A 25,754-nucleotide genomic window follows, 5' to 3' on the forward strand; every position below is an offset into this window, starting at 1 on the left:
TTGAGCTGTATTAGTGCCCCGCAAATGCCATCGGCGAGCTTGACATAAATCCGTGCCATGTCCCTGCCGTTAGAAATGCCAAAATAACTACAATATTAATAAATCCAGCAAATAGATTATGAGCAACCATTAGCCAATCGTTATATAAAAGAAGTAGGGCCAGGAGTAAGAAAAGCTCTAAATGAAGCATTGTAAGCGCTGTTGAATGACCATTATGCAGTGCCACATAGCCATATAGTAAATATGCAAGCCAATAGCGAAACTTAGGCTGGTTGAGCCCAATAATTGCGATTGTTAGCCCGCCAATAAATAGAACTTGTAAACTGGTATCGTTTGTTTGTTCGATATAAATAAGATTTAGCACAACAAAAGGCAAAAGCAGGACGTAGGTCTTTTGTTGAAAGCTTAGCTGGTTTGCTAAGGATAAGATCATTGTATGATTCCTGCCCAATCCATTGTTAAGCTAAGTGTAGCCTAACAAAGACCTGCAAAAGACTGGCTTGCCAAGAGCTATTAAGAATTTTGATTAAAATGAGAGATTCTGCTCATTATTTGAGGCTGTTGCTTAAATTTATAAGCTAAAGTTATATTTTTTTGCGTAATTATGCGCTGAGACAATGTGGATTTTAGTAAAACGAGCCTCTATCTATTAGTAGGCTCGTCTATGGTTTAGAGATGGCCGTTTTATTGAATATATGGGTTGTGGGCTCGTTCTTCACCTATGGTTGATTCAGGGCCATGTCCAGGGATAAACACATACTCATCTTCTAAGCTCAGCAGATTGGTTTTAATCGAAGAAATTAAATCTGGGTAACTGCCTTGCGCAAAATCAGTGCGACCAATTGAATGATGAAATAACACATCACCCACCCAAGCGAGGCGGTGTTGATGGTCAATAAATATGATGTGTCCTGGTGTGTGTCCTGGGCAGTGTTTGACACTTAATGTCAGCTTGCCAATATGAACCTCTTCTCCAGCATCAAGCCAGCGCTGAGGCGTAAACGGCTTTGTTTGACCAAAACCAAACATCTGGCACTGCTGCTCTAAACTATCGAGCCAGAACTTATCGGCAATATGAGGCCCTAAAATCGGCGCTTTAAAGTATTCAGCAATTTCTGTGGTGGCACCCACATGATCCAAGTGGCCATGAGTGAGTAGGACATATTTGATTTCAAGACGTTTACGTTCAACTGCATCAATAATCGTTTGAGCATCCCCTCCGGGGTCGACAATTGCTGCTTCATTGGTTTGGTCGCACCATATTAATGAACAATTTTGTGCAAACGGCGTGACGGGAATAATTTGATAAGCCATAAATAATCTTAATTAACAACAGATAATTTAAGTGTAACGCAATCACGTCAATAGCTGAAATGATAAGGACTTATTTAATAGAAGAGAGAACGTATGAGATAAAATGGTTGCGGGGGCCGGATTTGAACCAACGACCTTCGGGTTATGAGCCCGACGAGCTACCAGACTGCTCCACCCCGCGACAGGGGACTTAAATTGGTTGCGGGAGCTGGATTTGAACCAACGACCTTCGGGTTATGAGCCCGACGAGCTACCAGACTGCTCCATCCCGCGACAATATAAGATTATCGGATTGGTTGCGGGGGCCGGATTTGAACCAACGACCTTCGGGTTATGAGCCCGACGAGCTACCAGACTGCTCCACCCCGCGTCCGATGCTGCGCATGATAGGGGTTCGGCTTTTTAAAAGCAAGAAGAATTCCAATATTTCGATTCAACCGATTAATTTACGATCAATTCGTGAAATACTACGTCTCAAAGCCAAAGCAAGCTATACTAGGCGCCAATTTTTAATGTAAGTAGATAAGAGCATATGCCAGAGTATTTTGCATCGGCCGCCAAAGGTTTAGAGCCATTAGTTGAATCAGAATTACGCTCGCAGGGGATTACCGACCTAAAAGTGACCGGTGCCGGCGTGCAATTTAAAGCCAGTCAAGAGCAGGCTTATCGGTTTTGTTTATGGAGCCGTTATGCATCACGGGTGATGCTTCAGCTTTCTAGTTTTGCCATTAATGATGTCATGGATTTGTATCTAGGTGCTAATTACATCGGCTGGGAGCAGCTGTTTAGTGCCGAACAGACATTCGTCGTGCATTGTTCTGGTACAAACCAAGTCATTAATAATAGCCAGTTTGGAGCGCTTAAAGTTAAAGATGCGATCGTGGATCGCTTTAACACTAAAGCGGGTACTCGGCCAAATGTCGATCGTCAGAATGCTGATATTCGCATTGTATTACACATCCATCGCGATCAAGGTGCTATTTATTTAGATTTAGTCGGTGCGCCACTGAATCAGCGTGGTTATCGTCAGGTTCAAGGCAGCGCGCCACTTAAAGAAAACTTGGCTGCGGCATTGGTTACAAGAGCTGATTGGCAAAATGGGCCACTGGTTGACCCCATGTGTGGCTCGGGTACTTTACTTATAGAAGCGCTGCTCATCAAAGCCAATATTGCACCAGGCTATTTTCGAAACGAATACCTGTTAGCAAACTTAAGTGACTTTGACAGCGTTGTTTGGCAAAAGCTTAAAGATGAAGTTAATGAAAGCGCAGAGCAGGGGAAAGCTCGATTAGATTGTCACCTTTACGGGTATGATATTGACTCGGCAATGGTGAAGATGGCTCGGCGTAATATTCAAGATGCAGGCCTTGCAAAATGGATTACGGTCGAGCAAAAAGATGCGAAGAATCTAGTCAATCCAGAGCCCGAAGCGCAAACAGGTTTAGTGCTTTCAAACCCGCCATATGGTGAGCGTTTAGATGAAGTCCCGGCGTTAACGGGATTATTTAGCTCGTTAGGACGCCAGCTTAAAGCTGAATTTGCAAACTGGCGTGTAGCAATGTTGTCTTCATCGGTCGAGCTGTTGGACTATTTACGTTTGCGCTCAGACAAGCAATATAAATTTTCCAATGGTCCACTTGATTGTACGTTTAAGTTATATCAACTATCGAAAACACCAGTTGTAAGCGATGGTCAACGTTATGCTCAGGACTTTATCAACCGATTGGCTAAGAATCAGAAACGTTTGAACAAATGGCTTAAACGCGAAGGGCTTGAATGCTATCGACTCTATGATGCGGACTTACCTGATTACAATATGGCCGTTGATCGTTATCAGGATTATTGGGTGATTCAGGAGTACCGAGCGCCTAAATCGATAGATGCCAAAAAAGCCAGCCAACGTTTATTTGATGCTGTTAGCGGCATTGTTGAAGCGGGATTAGCACAAGCGGACAAAGTGATTGTAAAACAGCGTGCTCGTCAGAAAGGGCGTGATCAGTATCAGAAGATGGATACACAGAGTAACCGCTTGGTAGTCAATGAATATGGGGCGAAATTCTACGTTAACTTGCAGGATTATCTCGATACTGGCTTATTTTTAGATCACCGTAATATGCGCCGTTATTTAGCGCAAAATAGTCAAGATAAACGGGTGCTGAACCTATTTGCTTATACCGGAACAGCCAGTGTGCAAGCGGCCCTTGGTAAAGCGAAATTAGTTACAACCGTTGATATGTCCAACACTTATCTTAATTGGGCAAAAGATAACTTTCGTCTCAATCATCTGACGATTTCTGATCATGAGTTTATTCGAGCAGATTGTTTAAAATGGCTAAGTGAACAGAATAATCGTCAATATGACCTGATTTTCTTGGACCCTCCAACATTTTCTAACTCGAAAAAAATGGAAGATGTCTTTGATGTCCAGCGTGACCATGTACAGTTGCTAAGCGATGCTATGAAACTTTTAAGTGAGGATGGCACGTTGATATTTTCCAATAATAAACGGCAATTTAAGCTTGATGAAGATGCGCTTAAACAAGCTGGTTTTACCTGGACCAATATCTCCAAAGATTCGCTTAGTGAAGATTTTCAGCGTAATAAAGTAATTCATCAATGTTGGTTAATTGGCCATGATAAGGCACAATGATGGCCAATAGATACATGTAATGTTATCCATTTAAAGCAATAGCGTTAAACGCGCTGTTGCTTATCATCGAAAGAAGAATTAATCGTGTTATTAAGTTTACAAAATGCCATGTTGGCATATGGCGACCATCCACTTTTAGATAATGCAGATCTAAAAATCCATCGCCAAGAGCGGGTTTGTTTGGTCGGGCGCAATGGTGCTGGTAAAAGTACCTTACTTAAAGTTCTATCGGGTGATGTTCTGCTTGACTCAGGCGATCGGCAGGTCGTCAATGGTGTCGTAATTGCAAGATTGCAGCAAGACCCACCGAGCGCAACAGCGATGAGTGTGTATGAATATGTCGCCAGTGGTAATGAAGAACTCGGGCAGATGCTCTCGGACTTTCGTCAGATAAGCCTTAAAGCGGCCACAGATTCAAGCGAGCAAACGTTAAACGCAATGGCTCGACTCCAAGAACAAATTGAATCTCGCGATGGTTGGAATTTTGATAATCAAATTAACCGTGCTATCTCATGGCTTGGTCTTGATCCTGAACAATCACTTCAGGGATTATCGGGCGGTTGGCTGCGTAAAGTCGCTTTAGCCAAGGCATTATCTTGTCAGCCTGATTTATTGCTCCTAGATGAACCAACCAACCATCTGGATATCGACACTATCAGCTGGCTTGAAGATTTTCTGCTTAATTTTTCTGGCACTATTGTCTTTATCAGCCATGACCGAGCATTTATTCAGCGTCTAGCGACACGTATTGTCGATATTGATCGCGGTGTTTTGACTTCTTGGCCTGGAAATTATCTGCAGTATCTCGAAGGTAAAGCAGAGTGGCTGCGGGTCGAAGAAGAGAAAAATGCTCAGTTTGATAAAAAATTGGCAGAGGAAGAAGCGTGGATCCGTCAAGGAATTAAAGCGCGGCGAACTCGTAACGAAGGACGGGTTCGAGCATTAAAAGCATTGCGCCAGGAGCGCCAAGATCGAGTTGAGCGCCAAGGTGTTTCACAAATGCAACTGGATGAAGGGGCTCGTTCTGGCAAATTGGTCTTTGAGGCTGAGAATCTTGGGTTTTCTTGGGGCGATAAAACCATCATTAATGATTTTAGCTTTCAAGTGCAACGCGGCGATAAAATTGCACTGGTTGGCCCTAATGGGGTTGGTAAATCAACACTACTTAAATTACTGTTAGGTGATCTGCAGCCAACTCAAGGCCATCTTCGAGTTGGGACAAAGCTTCAATCTGCCTATTTTGATCAGTATCGACAAACGCTAGATGAAGAAAAATCGGTTATGGACAATGTGGCCGATGGTAAGCAGGAAGTGACCGTCAACGGACGAAGCCGTCATGTGATGGGATATTTGCAAGATTTTCTATTTCCGCCCAAACGTGCTTTTACGCCAGTTAAAGCGCTTTCTGGGGGGGAGAAAAACCGTCTGTTATTGGCTAAGTTGTTTCTACGGCCAACGAATTTATTAGTCCTTGATGAACCAACCAATGATTTAGATGTCGAAACGTTGGAGTTGTTAGAAGAGTTGATTGCCAATTATCAGGGAACTCTGTTTATTGTCAGTCATGACCGTGCTTTTATCGATAATACGGCGACCCAAGTTTGGTTTTTCGCAGGTCAAGGCGAAATTCAAACTGCCGTTGGTGGTTATCAGGATTTAATGCGCCAGATCAGTCGCCAACGAGATGTCGCTCAAGTTATCGAAGAAAAACCAACTAAGAGCACTGAGAAAAAATCTCGCCAGACATCTTCAAAAAAATTATCGTACAAATTGCAACGGGAGCTTGAAGAGCTGCCGGAAAATATTGCTCGTGTTGAAAACGAGTTAGCCATGCTTCAGGAACAAGTCAACCAACCGGATTTTTTTACGCAGGACGCGCAAATGACCCAACCGGTTTTGGATCAGCTCAAACAAGCTGAAGACGCTCTGGAGACACTGTTCAACCGCTGGGAAGAATTGGAAGAATTAAAAACGCAATGAAGTTAAAAAAATTACTGCGCTATTTACCGCTAATGGCTCTATTAACTACTGGATATAGTTTTGCAGATGTAACGGTGGAGCCTTATTTTGATGTCGTCAAGGAAATACCTGTTGGCAGTGATACAAGTTTATCTCGGGCTCAACAAGATTTAAAAGGTGCCGCGATGAGTGCTGACGGAGATCACATTGCTGCCAATGCGCAATATATCCGCACCCCGTTTCGCAGCTATGACATTAACCGCCCATATACTTTTCAGTATGGTTGCCAATATTCAACTTATATCTGTGATTTAGATTGGGAAGGGGATGATAGTTCATCAGCTAATAATGGTTTCTATGATTATCGTGAAGCTATAAAAGATGCTTTTAATAACGGTGATGACTCATACTCTTCTTATTTTCTTGCGATGGTAAGTGGCGACTCTGATACGTCACTTTCCTCTGATTATAGTTGGACTAACTCTAGTTCTTTTCCTTATACCGAGTCGACTAGTAGTACTGTTCTTTCTAGATTCTATGGATTGGATAGTGATCAAGACAAAACCCACGACACAGTTATTACTGGGATGACCACAAGTACGGTGGAGATTGGTGGGGTTTCTAACAAATATTGGGTCACTGGGTATGATTTTGCTCCGGGCAGTAAAACTTTACCAACTGGCTTTGTCGAAAGTTTAGATGGCACCTATCGAATTACTCTGACACCTAGTTATACAGACACTAATGGTGGATTATCTGCAGGTTATACGTTTTTAACATATGGCGATACTTTATATGTAGCAGGAATGAGCAGTACGGCAGCGGCTAGTTCAAATAACTTTGAACGATGCTATGAAGATGGTGATAGCGATGGAAGTAGTTATTATCAATCGTGCCCAGGTATTCGTACTAACGCTGCTGTTTGGTCATTAGGCAGCGTATCCTTTTCTTCTAATGAAGATTCTATCGAACCGACAGCTGTTGGTAGTGATTGGTTAGATAGCGAAGATAATGTTCCATATACAGCAGCAGCTCTTGATGCAAACAGTTATGGAGCTTTAGCTGGCTATAGCACATATGATGATAATGATAGTAATATCTATTCATTTGGGGCTTCAGCAGTTTATACCACTGATGGAAGTTCGATTACTCGGTACCAACTAAGCGGAACAGGATTAATCACTAATAATGATGATGATGATATTCGGGACCAATGGGCAGTTGGTATCACTAACCCCATTGACTCTAGCGTCTATGTGATTGGTAATGAGCGCTACACAACTGATAAAGCAAGCTCTGAGCATAACCAAGCCGTTAATATGTTTATTAGCAAATTGACTAATGTTACGGATGGGGTTCCAACAAGCGGAGCTGGAACGGTTCAATGGCCGCTTAAGAACCATCAGTTTACAGGGGCAAATAATGAAATTATCGCCATCGACCATGATACTGGGATTGCTGTTGGGCGTCAGGATGCATCAAGTCAAACGCAAACCTCATATAATGGCGTGACTCGTCGCCAGCAGGCGTTCTTGTTTGATGTCCCCGATTATATGGCAGATACCAGTAATGTTGATGATTACGTTTGGTCACTGGCGAGCCTTACCTGTTATACGGAAGATGGCACAGCAAAACGGCCATACTATCGGATTACTAATGTTCGCTCTGTAAGTGTCACTGATAAGGGTATTTATGTACTCGCGTCAGGTACGAAATTCTCGTCAAAACAAAATATTATCGATGGCTATGATGGTACTCCTGTTGTATTGCAATTAATTCACAGTGATGATAAGAATCTGCCAGTTAACAGTGAGCTGTCATCATGCCCTTCATATGAGGCGGATACAGGTAAATATAGCCGCCAAGGTGCGGATAGTATTTGGTTAACATTGTTGTTAATACCGGTTATTTTTGTGAGATTGTTCACAAAACAGTCAAAAAGTTAGGCTTGTTCATTAATAGATCAAATAGTTAGTCTAATCTTTACAATTTGCTCTTTGACGTAACCATCAAGGTTAGCGATATTAGACAGGAAGGCGATGAAAATCCCTTCCTGTTTTTTTGAACTACCACTGAAGAGGGTTGCTCTATGAAAAGACAAAAACGTGATCGTTTAGAACGAGCTCGGGCAAAAGGTTATCAGGCAGGGTTGGCTGGGCGCTCAAAAGAAGCGTGCCCGTATATGCAGGCTGACACCCGAGGGTATTGGTTTGGAGGATGGCGTGATGCGTCTGAAGAGCAAAGTGGCGGTGCACTGTTACTTTAGCAGGACAACGACGATAGTTTAAACAAGCTTTGCCTGAAAGCCCGGAATTATCCCGGGCTTTTTTGGTTCTACTATTTAATATTTCGCAGATAAAATCGCTGACAAAGTGAATCGAGTGAAGTCTCCAGTGTAATTGCTTCGCCATCTCCCAAACTGCAATCAGCTTGAGTCAAGAGTTTATCATCGGTGATATTTTTTATTGCAAATCCACCTTTGGTACTTGTAATAAGCTGCCACTGGTTTGCGTTTTTGTTGCATCGACTCAGATAAAAACGGCTGTTGGTGTATGTCAGGCATTGACCTGTTGCACCATTTTCTATTTTCATAGCACCACTTTTGAGCGATTTAACGATCCATTTTTGACTTTTAAGGTTATCCCATGCTTGCTGAATCAGTGCTCCATCACTATAAGTGATTAATCGGCCGCTATCTCCATTGACGATAGCAATAGGGGTAGTAAAGCTAAGTTGCCAATTTTGACACTGTTTCTGAGCACATTTGCTCGTAAGTGGTGTTTGAGTTTGGGCATTGATTAGTTGATAACTCCCGTCGCTGTTGGCACTTAATTGCCAGCGCTGGCAATTGGTATTTTGCCATTGTTGCCAGAGTCCATGACCACATTGTGTATTGGTTAAGGTTAAGCCAGCTTGATTGACCAAGCGGTAAAGATTATTAGGAAGTGGGTCCAATGTTCCTTGAAGCGTTGTTTTTTGATTATCAGCGATAGTTAATGTAACGCTGACTCCAGTGGGATGAATTTTCATTGGCCCATTTTCACCAGAAGGGACCGCAATTGCACTGCCACTTGCAACCGGTTGACCAAATACCGGTAGGCCATTGCTGGCAAAGGTAAATGGCTGAGCGCGAAGTGCACGTTTGGTTGAACAGCCATCATCAGCACTGGCATTACCATGATAAGTCAGCCAATATTGACTGCCATCTGGAGATTTAAAAAAGCCATTATGTCCGGGCCCATACACACCATTAGCTTTGGTAAAGACCGGATCCGGATATTTAGTCCAATCATCAGGATTCAGGGGATTTTTCCCCGTTAGCTCTAATAACCCCAATTTGTAATCAGGGGTTTCACAGTAACTGGCTGAATAAGTGATAAATACTCTGCCATTATGGACTAGAGCTTCAGGGCCCTCGTTCACATTCATACCGACCCGTTCCCAAGGTAGAGCAGGGCGAGTAAGCAGCGATGCGGCGCTACTAAGGGTCCAAGGATTCGACATCTGAGCAATAAAATCACGTTGCTCATCATCTACCCATTGGGAGTATAAAAGGTAAAGTTTACCGTGATAAGACAGATAGCTGCCGTCGATATTCCAGCTATCTGGCATCATTGACCCCTTGTACTGATAAGGGCCCATTGGGTCATCACCAACGCTTTCTAAAACAGAGAGATGTTGATGATCGTAGTTTGCGCTAACACCAGAGGTAAACATCATGTACCAACGCCAACCATTGGGACCTTTCAGACGGTGAAATTCAAAAGCCCAAAAATTACAACAGCGGCTACTATCTGTTTCTGACCATACAGTGACAGGTTTTGCATCGGCAAGTCCTGCAAGTGTTGCCGATTTACGCATTAATAACTGCGAGCTCCAAGTGGTGGTTGCGGCATAGTAGTTGCCGTCATAGTACTCAACCCACGGGTCAGCACCGTTTTCATAGATGGGGTTAGTAAGAGTTTTAGCCGCATAAGACAGCGGTGAGAGCAATAGAGCGAGGCTAAATATAATAACAAAACGCTTGAATAGATGGTTCATCATTAACAATCCTTGCTATGCGATGGGGGTCTATTCAATTTAATTGACAAAAAACTCAAAAATAGTGATCGTCATAGCGTTTGTTAATGATAAAAGAATAAATAATGATTTGGAAAATAAGAAACAAAAAACCCGACAATGCCGGGCTTTCATAATTTAAATAAAGAGAATCGACTAGAAAGAGCTCGTATCTTTAAAAAGGCCAACTTTTAAATCTTTAGCCAGATAAATCTCTTTGCCATCGACTTTCACTCGACCATCTGCAATGCCCATCACCAGACGACGGTTAATGACACGTTTAAAATCGATCTGGTAGGTCACTTTTTTAGCTGTTGGCAGGATCTGACCGGTAAATTTCACTTCACCAACACCTAATGCACGCCCCTTACCTGGACCGCCTTGCCAACCTAAGAAAAAGCCAACGAGCTGCCACATTGCATCAAGTCCCAAACAACCAGGCATAACAGGATCGCCCGGGAAATGGCAACCAAAGAACCATAAATCAGCGTTGATATCTAATTCGGCGACAATTTCACCTTTGCCGTGCAGACCGCCTTCATCACTGATATGGACAATTCTATCCATCATCAGCATATTTGGGGCAGGGAGCTGACTATTCCCTTCGCCAAATAATTCACCGCGACTACAGGCTAATAATTCGTCCCGGGTAAAACTATGTTTGCCGAGCTCTTTTTGTGATTTAGGTTGTTGCGACATAATTCTCTTTTCATTAAAAAAATTGCATGTACTTTAGCTGACCAGCAAGGGCTAGACAACCGCTTAGAGCGCTTTTTTTAAAAAACGTTGTAAAAGCAAGGATAATATTCCGCGATGATGGTGATTTTCTATATCTGCCATTGCGCGTGAGCGTTGTTCAACCGTGCCTAAAATACCTTTTTCTGAGCGAGCAGAGCCCGCATTTTGATCAAACAAAAGCTCGATTGCTTGATTAACATGTTCAACTGGATAAAGAGTCAGCTTCTGTGTTTTGACCGCTTCGACTAATTCATCGGTTAAATTAAGCTGCGTTAGGTTAGCGGCCGGTAGAATAACAAAGTGGCGATTATCCGGGTCAACTAACTGACAGACCTGATAAAAACCTTCAATTTTTTCGTTAACGCCGCCGACGGCCAAAACATTACCCATTTGATCCACGGCCCCCGTGGTAGCAAATGACTGGTTAATTGGTTGATTAGAAAGCGCCGATAACACCACCATGAGACTTGCAAGCGATGCACTATCGCCGTCAATTTCATGATACGACTGCTCAAAAACGATTGTTCCCGAGACTGGGAATTGGCTATCGCGGGCAAATTGTCGAGTTAAATATCCCTGAATAATCATCATTGATTTTGCATGGATATTCCCGGCTAGTTCTGCTTTGCGTTCAACGTCGCTTAAATCACCATCACCGGGCTGAACTGTTGCGGTGATCCGCAGCGGCTCGCCAAAAGAGCGGCTAATGCCTGGGCTTTCCAAAACTGATAACCCGTTGATTTGACCGATGGTTTTACCGCTTAGCGATAGCTTGATATGCCCATCTCGATAACTGCGCAGCGACCAGCGTTGCTCGCCATTACAACTCTGGTTGAGTTGCTGATAAGCCTCTTTTAGGTTTTCCAGAGTAAGACCATTTTCTAAGCTTTGGGCATATTGTAAAAGGTGTGCAAGCTGCGAAAAATCCTGAGCAAGATAACACTGGTGCTCACATTCACGGCTGCTTTGGCGTAAGAGCCAAGTGCACAACTCAATATCATCTGGCATTGGTATCTGGGCTTGGTTAAAGAGCGCGCTTAACCAGGCTTGACAATGTTCTGAACTGGCATCGATATCTTCGGCTAATTCGCAGCGAACGGATGTGTTGTCCCATAACCGAGGATATTCATTCAGCAGTTGATCGAGAATTTCGCAGTCGCCCCAAATTAATAGTTTTAAATGAATTGGCGTTGGGCATAAATCGACATGTGCAGGCCAATGCTGAAGTTCTTGCCAGTCAAATAGTTGTTGTTCCACTATGGCATTAAGGGCATGCCATAAATTGCGCTGAGAAATTAACTCTTCTGCAGGAACCGCTAAAATCCCTTGATCTGCACGCCATAAAAGACCGCTTTTATAGCGATTTAAATCCATTTTCAAAGAGCCATCTTTGAGCTCACTTGGATAAAGCCCAAACAGATTTTGCCAGCTCAGGTTCTGGGCAATCACTAATTCACTGTTTGAAGAACTGTTGAGCAATATCTGCTCGCTCTTTTTCGTCTCTGCATGCTCGATGCGCTTGGCTGAATCTTTTATATCAATTGCCAGAGGAGTCTTAGCATGAGGTTGATAAAGTGATTGAGTCCACTCGCCCAAGTTAATAAATTCAGGGGTTTGCACCAACATTAATCGAGCATTTTTTTGCGCAGAAAAGTAATTCAGTGCACGTTTAAAGCCGGGTTGAAGTTGGGCAAAGGGGCAGTTAATTTGAGCTAATGGCTGCGGTAAATCAAATTGAGCTTGTAGCGAGCGAGCTTCAATAGCAGAAACGGTCAATAGATGATGCCTCAAAAAACGAAAATATTTAGAGTATATAGATGGATTAAATTAATTTGTGGTTTCTTGTTCAAGTGGCCACCCACCCAACAACTGCCAGCGGTTGACTATATAACAGAATAGTTCGGCTGTTTTAGTTGTATCGTAGAGCGCACTATGTGCTTCTTTTTGATCAAATTCAATCCCAGCTGTTTTACACGCTTTAGCTAATACAGTTTGGCCTAAACTGAGTGCGCTTAACGTTGTGGTATCGAAACTTACGAATGGATGAAAAGGGTTACGCTTAATATTAGCGCGCTCTACTGCTGCATTAACAAAGCCCATATCAAAAGCTGAGTTGTGTGCAACCATAACGGAGCGATTACATCCATATAATTTCAATTTGCGTCGGACTTCTTTAAAAATCGATTTTAACGCTTCGCCTTCGTCAACGGCCATGCGAAGCGGATTGTAGGGGTCAATACCGGTAAACTCCAGCGCACTTTGCTCTAAATTTGCCCCTTCAAATGGGTGAACGTTAAAGTGCAGAGTTTGTCCGATAATGAGCCGATTCTCACTATCGACATCGATAAGCGCTGCTGCAATTTCTAACAAAGCATCGGTTTTAGCATTAAAGCCTGCGGTTTCGACGTCGATAACAACTGGGTAGTAACCACGAAAACGGTTAGCAAGAAATGAATCGGTATTATCTGTCATAAAAGCTGTTATCAATGAATCATCCCGCTATTATTACAGATGGTGGCGTTAAGTGCGAATCCGATTAAAGTATTTTAAATCCATGCCGATACCAGCCTGTAGGATATTGTGAGGCAGTATGAAGCGACGAGTTATATTTTGCGGGGTTTTCTTGACGACGTTAGTCCATGCCAGCAGTGGATTGCGTTTGTTTCAAGCAACAATGGATGATTCCACGTGGGTGGTCTCCGAGTCCACGCCGCTGGTTTGCCAATTAGACCATGTGATCCCATCATTTGGGGTCGCTCATTTTGTGAGTAAAGCCAACCGCCATATTAATATGGATTTTTCGCTGGATATGCGACGGATCACGGCTCAGACTCATCAAGTACTGTTGCGTAGTGTTCCACCGCCGTGGCGACCGGGACGTTCGGCTCAAACGGTTGCGACGCTGAACTTTTATCAGCAATTTGATGGGCGTTTAGAAAATCAACCGGTTTGGCAGATGCTCTCGGAACTCGACAGTGGAAATTTCCCGACCTTTTATTTCAACGATTGGTATTCTGGCGGTGAAGCAACTGCGGTTGGATTGTCTTCAATCAACTTTAAAAGCCACTATGATCAATTTATGCAATGCGTAAGTCGGCTGCTTCCATATTCATTTAATGATATTGCGTTTACTGTTTTGAACTATCAACAAAATAGTGACCAACTCACTAAAGAGTCGAAGCAGAAACTGACGATGGTAGGCAATTACGTTAAGTATGATCCGAAGATCGATATGATTGAGATTAACGGGTATACCGACAGTTACGGCGGACGCTATCCGAACCAAAAACTATCAGAGAAACGAGCTCAGAGTGTTAAACAATTCTTTGTCTCACAAGGCGTTGATGCCAGTAAAGTTGAGGTCACAGGCTATGGCGAAAAACGCTTTATTGCCTCGAATAAGACATTACTAGGGCGCGAGAAAAACCGTCGTGTAGTTATCTCTTTAGGTAAAGAAAATGGCTAAGCATCCATGTGCTTAGCCATTTATACTTTATGCAGTTAGCCAGCTAAACCTTTGCCAGCGCCTTTTTTCTCAATCAGCTCGATTGAGTAATTATCAGGGTCTTTAACAAATGCAATGACGGTTGTACCGCCTTTGACTGGGCCTGGTTCACGCGAAATGATCCCGCCCTTGGCGCGAATTTTATCGCAGGTGGCATTGATATCGTCAACTTCGATAGCAATATGGCCATAACCTTCACCGAGGTCATAACTTTCTTTACCCCAATTATAAGTCAACTCAATCACTGCTTCTTCGCTCTCTGGTCCATACCCAACAAAGGCAAGATTGTATTTATATTCAGTATTTTCGCTTTGACGAAGTAACTGCATATCCATCACATTAGTGTAAAAATCAATTGAACGTTGCAGATCGCCAACTCGTAGCATGGTATGTAAAATTCGCATTATCGACCTCAAATCGTCAGTGAATAAAAAGTTAGTTGTATGATAACGAATTATCCTAGGCTTTGGCGAGTTCAGTTTAAAGAACTCTATAGTAGTTGCGGATATTGAAAAATAAAAAACTCAACTAATTTGCTGCTTTGCCAACCTTTTCCTAGACTCAATAATGCTCTTCAATCGAGGATAGGACGCCAATGAACTTCCATTCAATTCGAATAAAAATGATGTTGCCCATCTTATTGTTGGCAGCAATTCTTGCCGGATTGTCGATTTTGATGCTGTATATGAACTCCGAGCAAAAAAAGGCCATGATCCATCAAAGTGAGAATTACTTTGAGGCGATATCTGTGGTACTCAATGCTGATAGGGATCTTTATCAAGCTCGTTTAGCACAAGAACAAATGCTAACCAATAATATCTCAGATAAATTGCGTGAAGATTTTGATAGTAACGCACAGCAAGTATTGGATAGATTTCAAAAGTATCGCCAGTACTTATCGTCAGACCCAAAGTTATTGGCTCCATTCGCGTCGTTTGATGAACGCTATAAACAGTGGCTGGACGCAAGTCACAGTGTAATGACTGGCTTTACTAGCAGTAATGAATTAGCTAATAAGTTTGCAGCCCTTGATGAAAAATTCTTAAAGATTCGCTCAATGTTGGATGTCGCTGGCGAAAAATTGCGAACCCATACTCGCGCTGCTGAAACTAAATCAAATGTTTCGGTGAATGATATCGAGCGCTATGTTGAAGCGGTTACCGAGGTGCTCAATGCAGACCGTGATATTTATCAAGCGCGTCTTGCTCAGCAACAAATTATCAATGGTGTCGGAGATTTTGCTCAAAACCTAAAAACATTTGATGAAAATGCACAGCAGGTCATTGCTCGTTTTAATAGCTATCGTAGCCACCTAGCGTCAGAACCAGAGTTAACCGCTAATTACAGTAATTTTGATATGTTATTTAACGAGTGGTACCAGCAAAGCCAACAGCTCTTGGGCTCACCGCTTGCTAAGCAGCGCCGAGAGTTACCCGAGTCGTTTAAAGTTGCAGATCAGAAATTTGGCGCTATCCGTGAACTGCTGGACCAAGCAGGTGATGCGGTGCGAAAACATGCTCGCGATGCCGAAAAACAGATGCTTTCGCATATGGCTGAACTACAACATGTCGCTTTGGTTGTCATGGTCGTTGCCTTTATCGTGGCTTTAGCCTTTGGTTTTTATGTCCCTCGTAAATTGACCAACGATATTGAAAACGTCACACGCCGAATTAAAGAAATTGCTGAAGGCGATGGTGATTTGACTCAGCGAATTAATTCCAATGCTAAAGATGAGCTCGGCTCATTAGCCCATCAGTTTGATGATTTTGTCGAGCGATTACGTGTGATCATCAGGAGCGTCAGCAATCAATCGAATGCACTCGGGGGAATGACCGACTCGCTGGGTAATGTCTCAGATAAAGCGAAAAATATTACTCATTCGCTAGTTAAAACATCTGAATATATTGTCAGCGCCGCCAACGAAATGACGATGTCAAATCAACAGATGGAAGAGACAGCGAGAACCTCAGCCGAAGAGGTTGATCACTCTATGGCTGTTTCTAAACAGGGGCAAGAAGCGGTTGTCTCGGCGAGCAGAGCGATTGAAAGCTTATCGGATGATATTGAGAAAACACTGACCCGCTCAAGTGAACTCGAACAAAGTTCTTCAGCAATTAGTTCCGTGTTAGAGGTGATAAGAACGATTGCTGAACAAACCAATTTGCTGGCGCTAAATGCGGCGATTGAAGCGGCTCGAGCTGGAGAGCAGGGGCGTGGTTTTGCTGTGGTTGCAGATGAAGTACGCACGTTAGCGACTCGCACTCAAGATAGTACCAATGAGATTGAAACAATTATCGATCAACTTAAAAACAATGTAACGGCCTCTTCTAATTCGATTCAGGGATGTCGTAAAAATGCTGATGGCGCGATAGCGACATTTAATGAGGTTTCTCAAATATTTAATACCTTGTCTGGCTCATTCCAGCACGTACAAGAGATGGTTCAGCAAACTGCGCAAGGCGCTTCAGAGCAATCGACTGTTTCGCAATCGATTATGCATAACCTGTTAGAATTGAAAGAGCAAACCGATGGTGTAGAGGAAGTCTCAAATATGGTGAGTTCTCACTCTGAGCAGATTCAGGAGCTATTTCGTAAATTAAATAGTAATGTCGGCAGTTTTAAAGTGTAGTCGTTCAACTAAAAGCCCGGCCAAATATAAATGGCTGGGTTTTTTAAGATGATTCTGCGTGACTCTTAGCTCCGTTTCTTCAGTTATTAATTGAGTTTCTATTCCTTATGAAGAAGAAAAATGGAAATTGAGTTGGGTAATAATGATCCAGGATATAAATTTAAAGTTCGTCGTGAGTTTTAAATAAGAGAGCACTCAAGCTGGGCGAGGATAATTTTAACTTGTCATAAATTCAGCAAAACGATTCAATTTAGAAAGTTAGTCTGTCCTGCATCCTAGCAAAACAGGTTATGTGATTTAGATGAAAATGAAAAAATTAGCACATAACATATGGATATTTGATGGCGATACTGTTTCATTTTTAGGCCTTCCATATTCTACTCGAATGACCGTAATAAAGCTTAACTGCTCAAAGGTGTGGGTGCATAGTCCCGTTAAATTAACACACTCAATACAAATGGCGCTGAAAAACATAGGGGAAGTGCAATATCTAATTGCTCCAAACCATTTACATCATTTGTTTCTATCTGATTGGATTAAAGCGTATCCGAATGCTGAAGTATATGGTACACGTGAAGTGATAAAAAAACGCTCTGATATTTCTTTTACCGGTGTTCTCAATGAGGAAAATATTTGGGATTGGAGTTCTGACATAGCGCAGGAGCTATTTTCAGGATCTGTATTAATGCAAGAGTGTGTATTTTTTCATAAAACTTCGAAAACACTTATTGTTACTGACTTAGTTGAAAATTTTTCTGGAAAAAATTTTAACTTTTGGCAACGAGTTATCGCTAAAAGTATTGGCATTCTTGCTCCCAATGGGAAAGCTCCTTTGGATTGGCGTCTAAGTTTTGTATTTCATAAAACGCAAGCTCGTAAACATGCTGTTAGAATGTTAGCCTGGGACACGAAAATATTAGTTATAGCACATGGAGAGATTGTGACGGAAAATACCGATAAGTTTCTATCTCAATCATTTAAATGGTTAATTTAAGAGTCATATCAGATAGAGATATTTCCCTTTTACTTATTTGGGTTAATTTTAAGTGATGTCCAATAGTCGTAAGCATGAGGCACCGAAAAAACTTAAAGAGTGGCTGAATGATATCCCTGATGGGGAATTATATGGCGTATACATCTCTGATGACCAAAAAGTTTGGTGTGCTTGTGGTCGATTTGCTCACTCTTCAGGTGCAATAAACACATCTTGGTCTGATTTTTTAGCTGGCGAGCTAAATGAGTTAGTCACAAAAACAATGGGGCAACACGTGTTGCATGAAGTTATTTGCTACTAAAGAGTCAAATAATCACCAAAGGTTAATAACCTCTAGAGACAATGAGTAGAGCCGTAAAAAGAAAAATAGTTATTGATAACATTGAGTACTGCTGGGTACTTGATGCAAATTCTATTGATGGATTTCATCCAACTCATATTCGCGTACATCGAATTGGTACAACGAGTGGCATTTTATATATAGACCCATACAATTGGCATTTTGAGGTTACGCCCAAATTCATCGCTCAAGCAATATCATTTGCATTAGATTCAGGCTGGGATCCAGTGAAAGAGAAAAAGAAAATGTATGTTTCTTACTTAGATGAAAGTTATAAAGTTTTACCGCAAGGGATTAAATTTGGCTACCAGCTTAATAATCCATCAAAAGATGTGTGATACACACTAAAAAAGTCTGGCACTAGAGGTCATTAATGATTGGTGAGAAAAACAGTCCTCATTTCGTTATTGGTAGTTCACGTAACGGTGATTACCAAGAAGTTGATATTTATTACGCAGAACAGCTGCTTACACCAATAGATAATGTTCTCTATCTGCCACAGTTTATCGCATCGTGCGCTCGGAATTAGAGCAAATTATCTCAGGTAATATTAATCCAGACGCATTTTTTTAAATTTTGGACCAACGATGGATGACTGTGATGCAACCATAGAATTAAAACAAAATATTGCATTCATCTCTTGCGAAGTAAACAACACGAACTTTCAATTTACAATCCAGCTTGATAAATTAATTTCGATATATACATTGCTATTGGCGTCTCTTGAATACTAAGGCTTAATGTGTTGGAAAAAGCAATAATTTAGTATTTCATGGCCATAGTCATTGGCAAAGACTATTTTCTGGCAATGGTATCATTGACTTATATGTGCAAGAGTTTTGATTTAGGAAAGAGCAAATGGGTGTCTATTCACAATCAGATGGATACATTCTGTGTAAGGACGAGTCAGTTTGGGATCGTATAAAAGAAAAACTCGCTAGTCATCCGCAAGAGCAAAAAAAGAAGAATCGCCCCGTTATATTTAAAAATTCGAGTGGTTTTATCTATAACCCTGTTACAAAAAAAGTCTACTTTTCTGTTGATGATATAAAAGCACGCACTATGCCTGATGTGCTCAATTTTTGGGAAGATTTGGTTGTGTTTTCAGAATGCGAAGCGTTATTTCTGGTTCACTCGATTGAGAGCCATCTCCCATTAACGCCATTTAGAAAATATCAGGCGGAGTGGATAAAAGAGCATGACTATAAAAATATGCCTTCCTATTCATTTGAATCGAATGTGAAGCTGTCATTTTTTTGGGAGTCTCAATTTAAAGATGAGAGTGATTACTTGACGAACAGCTCTATTAACAACAAAAAGCAAAAAAAATCTGATTATCCTTGGCTGGAAGACGAAGTGAACCGGTGGGATTTTTATTGTAGTTTATATGGCACGCCAAAAACTAACGTTTAGTGTTTTTGCAACTAATGGACCCATGTTTCTAACAGAAACGATGCAGAACGTATCATCAATCGTTTCTATTTAACCCCTAATGGGGTGATGCTTTTGAGTGTATTTAAATGTGAAAGAGGTTAATGACCTCTTTCACATTTAATCACTCGTTTTTTCTTTATACTCACACAAATCTTCAATTAAACATGAGCCGCAGCGGGGTTTTCGGGCAATGCAGGTATAACGACCTTGCAAAATTAACCAATGGTGGACATCCACTTTAAATTCACTTGGAACAACTTTAAGCAGCTTTTCTTCTACTTGATTCACGTTTTTCCCGATCGCAAATCTGGTGCGATTACACACTCGAAAAATATGTGTATCGACCGCGATAGTTGGCCAACCAAATGCAGTATTAAGCACAACATTTGCTGTTTTTCTACCAACGCCGGGGAGTGCTTCAAGTGCTGCTCTATCTTCAGGAACTTCACTATGATGCTGTTCGATTAAAATATGGCACGTTTTTATGATGTTTTCGGCTTTTGCATTGTATAAACCAATGGTGCGAATATATGGTTTTAATCCATCGACACCCAATGCATAAATTGATTCGGGGGTATTAGCGACTGGATAGAGCTTCGCAGTTGCTTTGTTAACTGATACATCGGTTGCTTGTGCTGAAAGCATCACCGCGATAAGTAGTTCAAATGGGCTCTGATAGTTAAGTTCAGTGGTTGGTTTTGGGTTTGCATCGCGCAGCCGGGTTAAAATCTCCCGGCGTTTTTCGTTATTCATGAGGCAGATACTTCATTAGCTGATTGAACTTGAGAATTTTGCTGAGCAATTCGTTTTTGTTCTCGGGCTTTAAGACGTTGATCAATGACATATTTTAACGCAATTAATAAGCCTAAACCGATGAATGCTCCAGGTGGCAAAATGGCCAGCAACATATGTTGATTAAAGTGAAATACTTCAATTCTTAGCGAGTTTGCCCAGTCTCCAAGCAATAAATTAGCACCATCAAATAGCGTACCGTTACCAATAATTTCTCTCGCGCCGCCAAGAATTAATAAGATAGCGGTAAATCCAAGTCCCATCATCAGGCCGTCAAAGGCAGCGGCTGGGGCACTATTTTTAGCCGCAAACGATTCAGCACGGCCAATAATAATACAGTTGGTGACAATTAGCGGAATGAAAATGCCCAAGTTTAGATACAAATTGTATGTGTAGGCATTCATTAAAAGCTGCACACAGGTTACTAAACTGGCAATAATGGTTACAAATACAGGAATTCGAATTTCATTAGGAACCCAACGTCTAATTAGTGAGATTAAAGTATTGGATGCCACTAATACGGCCATTGTCGCAACCCCCAGGCCAAGCGCGTTGGTCACTGTTGCGGTTACCGCTAACATCGGGCAAAGCCCTAAACGTTGCACCAATGCAGGGTTATTTTTCCATAACCCCTGAAGCGCTATTTCGCGATATTCACTCATGAGTTATCTCCACAATGTCGTTGGCTGGTAATAATTTCATCAAACTTAAGCTGATTGAGCTCTAGCGTATGTTTAACTGCTTTAACAACGGCTCTCGGGGTAATTGTTGCACCGGTAAATTGGTCAAACATACCCCCATCTTTTTTAACCGCCCAGCGTTTATCATCAGCACTTAACAATTTTTTATGGGCAAAAGATAAGATCCAGTTCGATTTACGCAGTTCAATTTGATCGCCTAAGCCGGGAGTTTCATTTTCACTAATCACTCGAACCCCATAGATTTGGCCATTAGCCATTACCCCAACAAGTAGACGAATCGCACCGTTATAGCCATCTGGGGCGGTAGTTTGGTAAGCGATACCTTTAACCGTTTGGCCTTGTTTAGCTATCCAGACTTTGTGCCAATTGTTATTACCCAGATAGTTAGGATAACGAATTTCTCGGCAACTTTTGAGTAAATCTTGGTTGACGTATTGGCTTGGCAATACTTGCTTAAGAGACCGGCTCAACTTTTGCTGCTGTTGAGCAATAATTTGTGGCCCCGTAAGTTGATTGGTCAGCACGACAAATAGTGTACAGATAAGCGCGAACAGGGCTAAGAGAATCGCATTTTTGACAACTGGATTACTCATGTGATGATTTTCCTTTGTATCCATAAACGCGAGGTTGGGTAAAATGATCGATGAGCGGAACGCACATATTTGCAATTAAAACAGCAAATGCCACACCATCGGGATAACCGCCATAGTGACGAATCACAAAGACCAAAATTGCCGCTAATGCTGCATAGATAATGCGGCCTCGATTGGTCGTTGATGCGGTGACAGGGTCGGTCAGGATGAAAAAGGCTCCAAACATAGATGCACCTGAAAGCAATTCTATGGTGGGCGATGCTATTTTGCTCGGATCTAGCAGGTGACCAATCAGAGCAAATAACCCAAGAGTGACAAGAAATGCGACAGGAATATGCCAGCGGACAATGCGTCGAATCATTAAAAATAGTCCGCCGATTAAAAAGGCGATATTAATGGGCCCCCACGCGATACTCCCAATCGAGTTAAATAGTGGCGAAGTCATCGCCGCTTGTGGCGTTTGATTAATCGTAAGTCCAGTACGAATAGCATTTAATGGCGTTGCCTGACTTACTGCATCGGCATGCGCAAGCTGATGGAGGCTAAAACCATCGATCGTAAATCCACTAAAAATTAGATGAATACCGTCACTTAAGCTAAATGGAACTTGCAACAAAGAGTGGGGCAAAATCCAACCTGTCATCGCAACAGGAAAGGAAATGAGCAAAAAGACATAGGCGGCCATTGCTGGATTAAATATATTCTGTCCTAGGCCACCATATATGTGTTTTGCCAATACGATAGCGAACACAGTACCTAACACGGCAACCCACCATGGCGCATATCCCGGAATCGAGATACCCAATAAGATGGCGGTAACTAACGCGCTATTGTCACTAAGAATGTGAAAAACTGGGCGCTTGCGTAAAATAAGCACAAGTGCTTCACAAAGCCAGGCAGTTACAAGGCATAACAGGATCTGAATGATATGACCAATGCCGAAGAAATAGTACTGCGCTACGATCCCTGGTAAACAGCCAAGAGCAACCTGCGCCATGATAGCACGGGTTGACTGCGTTTGGCGCTTAAACGGCGAGCTGAGGATAGCCAATTTCATGAGTCTGATGATTCCTCGTTCACATTGTTAGATGATTTTTGTGCTGCTAGCTTTTTCGCCTTTGCTTTAGCGACTGCGGCGGCAATAGCGGCTTTTCGCGGATCCTCGTCGCTTGTTTTTGGCTGAGCCGATGATTGCTCAGTGTGCGCTTGTTGCTCAGCTTTTTTCGCTTTAGCTCGAGCAACAGCTGCGGCAACAGCAGCTTTTCGCGGATCTTTGTCACTTTCCGCTGGCTGAGCCGACGGTTGTTCAGTTTGTGCCTGTTGCTCAGCTTTTTTTGCTTTAGCTCGAGCAACAGCTGCGGCAACGGCAGCTTTTCGTGGATCCTCGTCGCTAGCTGTCGGCTGAGCCGATGATTGCTCAGTTTGCGTCTGTTGTTCAGTTTTTTTTGCTTTAGCTCGAGCAACAGCTGCGGCAACAGCAGCTTTTCGTGGATCCTCGTCGCTAGCTGTCGGCTGCGACGATGATTGTTCAGTTTGCGCCTGTTGCTCAGCTTTTTTCGCTTTAGCTCGAGCGACTGCGGCGGCAACAGCAGCTTTTCGCGGATCCTTATCGCTCGCCGCTGGCTGAGCCGATGGTTGTTCAGTTTGTGCTTGTTGCTCAGCTTTTTTCGCTTTAGCCCGCGCGACAGCGGCGGCAATGGCGCCTTTTCGCGGATCTTTATCGCTCGCCGCTGGCTGAGCCGATGATTGCTCAGTTTGTGCCTGTTGCTCAGCTTTTTTTGCTTTAGCTTGAGCAACAGCGGCGGCAACGGCAGCTTTTCGTGGATCCTCGTCGCTCGCTTTTGGCTGAGCCGATGATTGTTCAGTTTGCGCTTGCTGCTCGGCTTTTTTCGCTTTCGCCCGTTCAACTGCCGCATTTACCGCCGATTTTCGCTCACTGCTTGAATTGGCTGTTTTAGGCTCAGAATTCTGATTTTGTTGTTTGGCTTTTACACGAGCAATGGCTGCTGCTATTGCATCAGAATTTTCATCACTTTGTGATGCCGTGCGAGCGGCTAATGCTTCTTTATGGCGATTTTCACGTTCTTGTTTTTCGCGCTCTAATCGCTGATTGCGCCGCTCTGTTCGCTGGCGTGCATGTTCGGCATCTATTTCTAACTGATGCTGAGATCTGATTTTCGCTTTACCTTGGCGATAGTATTGGACAAGTGGAATATCACTTGGACAAACATAAGCACATGCACCGCATTCAATGCAGTCTTTTAAATGATATTGCTCCGCTTTATCAAGCTCATCGCCTTGAATAAACCAATAGAGCTGCTGCGGCAATAAATTGATTGGACAGGCGCTGGCACATTCACCGCAGCGGATACATGGGCGTTCATCAGACGGTTTGCCAAATTCGCGCTCATTGCCGTACAGCACGCAGTTAGTCGTTTTTATCACCGGGATGGATGGCTCGGGCAGAGTGTATCCCATCATTGGCCCACCAATGATTAAGCGTGGATGTTTAACCTGTTTATCCGCTATTAACGCTTCAATAGGTGTACCGATATTAACCCACATATTTTTGGGTTTTTTTATGCCTTTACCTGCTAAGGTTACGATTCGGCGCATTAATGGCTCGCCAAAATCAATGGCGCGGTGAATGGCGTAAACAGTCCCAACATTGAGCATTAATACACCCAAATCAGCTGAAAGCCCACCTGCTGGAACTTCTTGCCCGGTTAATATTTCCGTAAGCTGCTTTTTACCACCAGATGGATATTTAGCCGGAATTGCACGCACCATAAATTGCTCACCCGCTACCTGTTGCATTGCAGCTATCGCTTTGGGTTTATCATCTTCGATGGCGACGATAGTTAATTCTGGGTTGGTGATTTGTTGGACCCATGCGATACCTTGTTTGAGCTCATCTGCATAATGCTGCATCAATGTATCATCGGCGCTGATATAAGGTTCACACTCGGCGCCATTAATAATTAACAAATCGGTTTTTTGCCTAGAGGCGATTTTAATCGCGGTCGGAAATCCTGCGCCACCCATGCCACAAATACCAGCTTGATGCACCGCATTAACGAGCGCTGTGCGATCACTGGTATCTTTTACGGGTTCGAGTTTATACCACTCATCTTTGCCATCACTTTGCAGGATAATGGCTGTCTCTGCGATAGCTGAAGGGTGGTTGGTCGGCCGCTTTTCAATAGCAACGATAGTTCCTGATGTTGGCGCGTGAACTGGCGGAGCGGAGTACATATAACTGTGCGTTAACGGTTGCCCGGCGAGCACTCTGTCACCGATTTTAACGCTCAGTTCACCATCCTCACCTATATGTTGGTGTGGATGAATAATGTATTGACCGTTATGTTCAAATTGAGCCGGATAAGCTGTACTGATTTTATTTTTGTGTGTTTTAGGATGCACGCCACCTTGAAACGACCACAATTTGCCTTCACGAATCGCTTGTAGATTTTTTAACGTCATCAACGGCTCTCTACTTCAACTACAGGGATACTGTTAAGTTTCCAATCCCAATTTCGCGTGGATTGAATCAATGGTTTCATTTCAATGCAATCGGTTGGGCAGGGCGCAACGCAGAGCTCGCAACCAGTGCATTCACTGGCAATAATCGTATGCATATGGCGCGTACTGCCAACGATGGCGTCAACTGGGCAGGCTTGAATGCATTTCGTGCAACCAATACAGGCATCTTCGTGAATAAAAGCGACTTTCTTTTCGTGATCGATAACGTGATCGGAATTCTCTAAAGGCGGTTCCACGCCTAATAAATCAGCAAGTTTTTTAATTGTAACTTCGCCGCCTGGAGGGCATTTGTTAATGGCATCGCCATTGGCGATTGCTTCGGCATAAGGGCGGCACCCTGGATAGCCACATTGACCACACTGAGTTTGTGGTAGAATTTGATCTACCTGATCAGCCAAAGGGTTACCTTCGACTTTAAAGCGAATCGAGGCGTAACCTAAAATTGCTCCAAAAATTAAACCTAGCAGCAATAAAGCAAGTGCTGCATATAAAATAGTCATCAT

At 42.8% G+C, this 25,754-nt stretch carries 23 protein-coding genes and 3 tRNA genes; 10 read left to right on the forward strand and 16 right to left on the reverse strand.

Going from position 1 to position 25,754, the window contains the following annotated elements:
* Positions 1–10: 10 nt before the first annotated feature.
* The 5 genes from ABTQ23_RS16105 to ABTQ23_RS16125 all read right to left on the reverse strand — a co-directional run bounded on the left by ABTQ23_RS16105 (position 11) and on the right by ABTQ23_RS16125 (position 1,684).
* Positions 11–433: a hypothetical protein gene (locus ABTQ23_RS16105; RefSeq protein ID WP_408616774.1), complete on the reverse strand. Its 423-nt coding sequence runs from the start codon at positions 431–433 to the stop codon at positions 11–13.
* Positions 434–684: 251 nt separating this feature from the next.
* A complete protein-coding gene (locus ABTQ23_RS16110; RefSeq protein ID WP_408616775.1) occupies positions 685–1,314 on the reverse strand; it encodes an MBL fold metallo-hydrolase in 630 nt (209 codons plus the stop codon).
* 104 nt (positions 1,315–1,418) lie between these two features.
* A tRNA-Met gene (locus ABTQ23_RS16115) sits at positions 1,419–1,495 on the reverse strand.
* A gap of 15 nt (positions 1,496–1,510) precedes the next feature.
* Positions 1,511–1,587, reverse strand: a tRNA-Met gene (locus ABTQ23_RS16120).
* 20 nt (positions 1,588–1,607) lie between these two features.
* A tRNA-Met gene (locus tag ABTQ23_RS16125) sits at positions 1,608–1,684 on the reverse strand.
* Between the two features lie 162 nt (positions 1,685–1,846).
* Between ABTQ23_RS16125 and rlmKL the strand changes: the two genes are divergently transcribed.
* From rlmKL to rmf, 4 genes are all read left to right on the forward strand, one after another.
* Positions 1,847–3,964 (forward strand): bifunctional 23S rRNA (guanine(2069)-N(7))-methyltransferase RlmK/23S rRNA (guanine(2445)-N(2))-methyltransferase RlmL, encoded by a 2,118-nt coding sequence (gene rlmKL / locus ABTQ23_RS16130; protein ID WP_408616776.1) that lies wholly within the window; start codon positions 1,847–1,849, stop codon positions 3,962–3,964.
* Between the two features lie 81 nt (positions 3,965–4,045).
* On the forward strand, positions 4,046–5,944 hold the full coding sequence (gene uup / locus ABTQ23_RS16135; protein WP_408616847.1) for an ATP-binding cassette ATPase Uup: 1,899 nt from the start codon (positions 4,046–4,048) through the stop codon (positions 5,942–5,944).
* The gene (locus ABTQ23_RS16140) at positions 5,941–7,869 is read left to right on the forward strand and encodes a DUF3466 family protein (RefSeq protein WP_408616777.1); all 1,929 of its coding nucleotides are present in this window, start codon (positions 5,941–5,943) and stop codon (positions 7,867–7,869) included. Before uup ends, ABTQ23_RS16140 begins: the two co-directional genes overlap by 4 nt.
* Before the next feature lie 143 nt (positions 7,870–8,012).
* Entirely contained in the window at positions 8,013–8,189 is a 177-nt protein-coding gene (gene rmf, locus ABTQ23_RS16145) for a ribosome modulation factor (protein WP_408616778.1), read from the forward strand.
* Positions 8,190–8,260: 71 nt separating this feature from the next.
* Here the strand turns inward: rmf and ABTQ23_RS16150 are convergent, their stop codons facing one another.
* The 4 genes from ABTQ23_RS16150 to rnt form a co-directional block, all read right to left on the reverse strand.
* Positions 8,261–9,967, reverse strand: coding sequence for a family 43 glycosylhydrolase (locus ABTQ23_RS16150; RefSeq protein WP_408616779.1), 1,707 nt, complete (start codon positions 9,965–9,967; stop codon positions 8,261–8,263).
* A gap of 171 nt (positions 9,968–10,138) precedes the next feature.
* Entirely contained in the window at positions 10,139–10,681 is a 543-nt protein-coding gene (gene fabA / locus ABTQ23_RS16155) for a 3-hydroxyacyl-[acyl-carrier-protein] dehydratase FabA (protein WP_408616780.1), read from the reverse strand.
* 63 nt (positions 10,682–10,744) lie between these two features.
* On the reverse strand, positions 10,745–12,496 hold the full coding sequence (locus ABTQ23_RS16160) for an AAA family ATPase (RefSeq protein WP_408616781.1): 1,752 nt from the start codon (positions 12,494–12,496) through the stop codon (positions 10,745–10,747).
* A gap of 51 nt (positions 12,497–12,547) precedes the next feature.
* Complete coding sequence (rnt, locus tag ABTQ23_RS16165) at positions 12,548–13,192, reverse strand: ribonuclease T (protein ID WP_408616782.1); 645 nt, start codon at positions 13,190–13,192, stop codon at positions 12,548–12,550.
* Between the two features lie 118 nt (positions 13,193–13,310).
* Here rnt and ABTQ23_RS16170 point away from each other — a divergent pair, with 118 nt between their 5' ends.
* Entirely contained in the window at positions 13,311–14,186 is an 876-nt protein-coding gene (locus ABTQ23_RS16170; RefSeq protein WP_408616783.1) for a flagellar protein MotY, read from the forward strand.
* Positions 14,187–14,221: 35 nt separating this feature from the next.
* Here ABTQ23_RS16170 and gloA read toward each other — a convergent pair whose 3' ends face one another.
* Entirely contained in the window at positions 14,222–14,629 is a 408-nt protein-coding gene (gene gloA, locus ABTQ23_RS16175) for a lactoylglutathione lyase (protein WP_408616784.1), read from the reverse strand.
* Positions 14,630–14,820: 191 nt separating this feature from the next.
* On the opposite strand from gloA, the gene ABTQ23_RS16180 reads away from it, so the two are divergent.
* The 5 genes from ABTQ23_RS16180 to ABTQ23_RS16200 all read left to right on the forward strand — a co-directional run bounded on the left by ABTQ23_RS16180 (position 14,821) and on the right by ABTQ23_RS16200 (position 19,601).
* Positions 14,821–16,854, forward strand: a complete 2,034-nt coding sequence (locus ABTQ23_RS16180) for a methyl-accepting chemotaxis protein (RefSeq protein WP_408616785.1) — start codon at positions 14,821–14,823, stop codon at positions 16,852–16,854.
* Between the two features lie 307 nt (positions 16,855–17,161).
* Positions 17,162–17,848 carry a DUF4336 domain-containing protein gene (locus ABTQ23_RS16185; RefSeq protein WP_408616848.1) on the forward strand — a complete coding sequence of 229 codons (687 nt, stop codon included), beginning with the start codon at positions 17,162–17,164 and terminating at the stop codon, positions 17,846–17,848.
* Positions 17,849–17,903: 55 nt separating this feature from the next.
* Positions 17,904–18,149, forward strand: coding sequence for a hypothetical protein (locus ABTQ23_RS16190; protein WP_408616849.1), 246 nt, complete (start codon positions 17,904–17,906; stop codon positions 18,147–18,149).
* A 41-nt stretch (positions 18,150–18,190) separates the two neighbouring features.
* Positions 18,191–18,526 (forward strand): hypothetical protein, encoded by a 336-nt coding sequence (locus ABTQ23_RS16195; RefSeq protein WP_408616786.1) that lies wholly within the window; start codon positions 18,191–18,193, stop codon positions 18,524–18,526.
* Between the two features lie 520 nt (positions 18,527–19,046).
* A complete protein-coding gene (locus ABTQ23_RS16200) occupies positions 19,047–19,601 on the forward strand; it encodes a hypothetical protein (RefSeq protein WP_408616787.1) in 555 nt (184 codons plus the stop codon).
* A gap of 138 nt (positions 19,602–19,739) precedes the next feature.
* On the opposite strand, the gene nth is transcribed toward ABTQ23_RS16200, so the two are convergent.
* The 6 genes from nth to rsxB are packed head-to-tail and all read right to left on the reverse strand — an operon-like array spanning position 19,740 to position 25,754.
* Positions 19,740–20,375, reverse strand: coding sequence for an endonuclease III (gene nth, locus ABTQ23_RS16205; protein WP_408616788.1), 636 nt, complete (start codon positions 20,373–20,375; stop codon positions 19,740–19,742).
* Positions 20,372–21,076, reverse strand: a complete 705-nt coding sequence (locus ABTQ23_RS16210; RefSeq protein WP_408616789.1) for an electron transport complex subunit E — start codon at positions 21,074–21,076, stop codon at positions 20,372–20,374. The genes nth and ABTQ23_RS16210 overlap by 4 nt, the downstream gene beginning before the upstream one ends.
* Complete coding sequence (rsxG, locus tag ABTQ23_RS16215; RefSeq protein WP_408616790.1) at positions 21,073–21,708, reverse strand: electron transport complex subunit RsxG; 636 nt, start codon at positions 21,706–21,708, stop codon at positions 21,073–21,075. Before rsxG ends, ABTQ23_RS16210 begins: the two co-directional genes overlap by 4 nt.
* The gene (rsxD, locus tag ABTQ23_RS16220; RefSeq protein WP_408616791.1) at positions 21,701–22,765 is read right to left on the reverse strand and encodes an electron transport complex subunit RsxD; all 1,065 of its coding nucleotides are present in this window, start codon (positions 22,763–22,765) and stop codon (positions 21,701–21,703) included. Before rsxD ends, rsxG begins: the two co-directional genes overlap by 8 nt.
* Entirely contained in the window at positions 22,762–25,191 is a 2,430-nt protein-coding gene (rsxC, locus tag ABTQ23_RS16225; protein WP_408616792.1) for an electron transport complex subunit RsxC, read from the reverse strand. Before rsxC ends, rsxD begins: the two co-directional genes overlap by 4 nt.
* Positions 25,191–25,754 carry an electron transport complex subunit RsxB gene (gene rsxB / locus ABTQ23_RS16230; protein ID WP_408616793.1) on the reverse strand — a complete coding sequence of 188 codons (564 nt, stop codon included), beginning with the start codon at positions 25,752–25,754 and terminating at the stop codon, positions 25,191–25,193. The genes rsxC and rsxB overlap by 1 nt, the downstream gene beginning before the upstream one ends.

The organism is Celerinatantimonas sediminis (genome assembly GCF_046054195.1).
GTDB lineage: Bacteria > Pseudomonadota > Gammaproteobacteria > Enterobacterales > Celerinatantimonadaceae > Celerinatantimonas.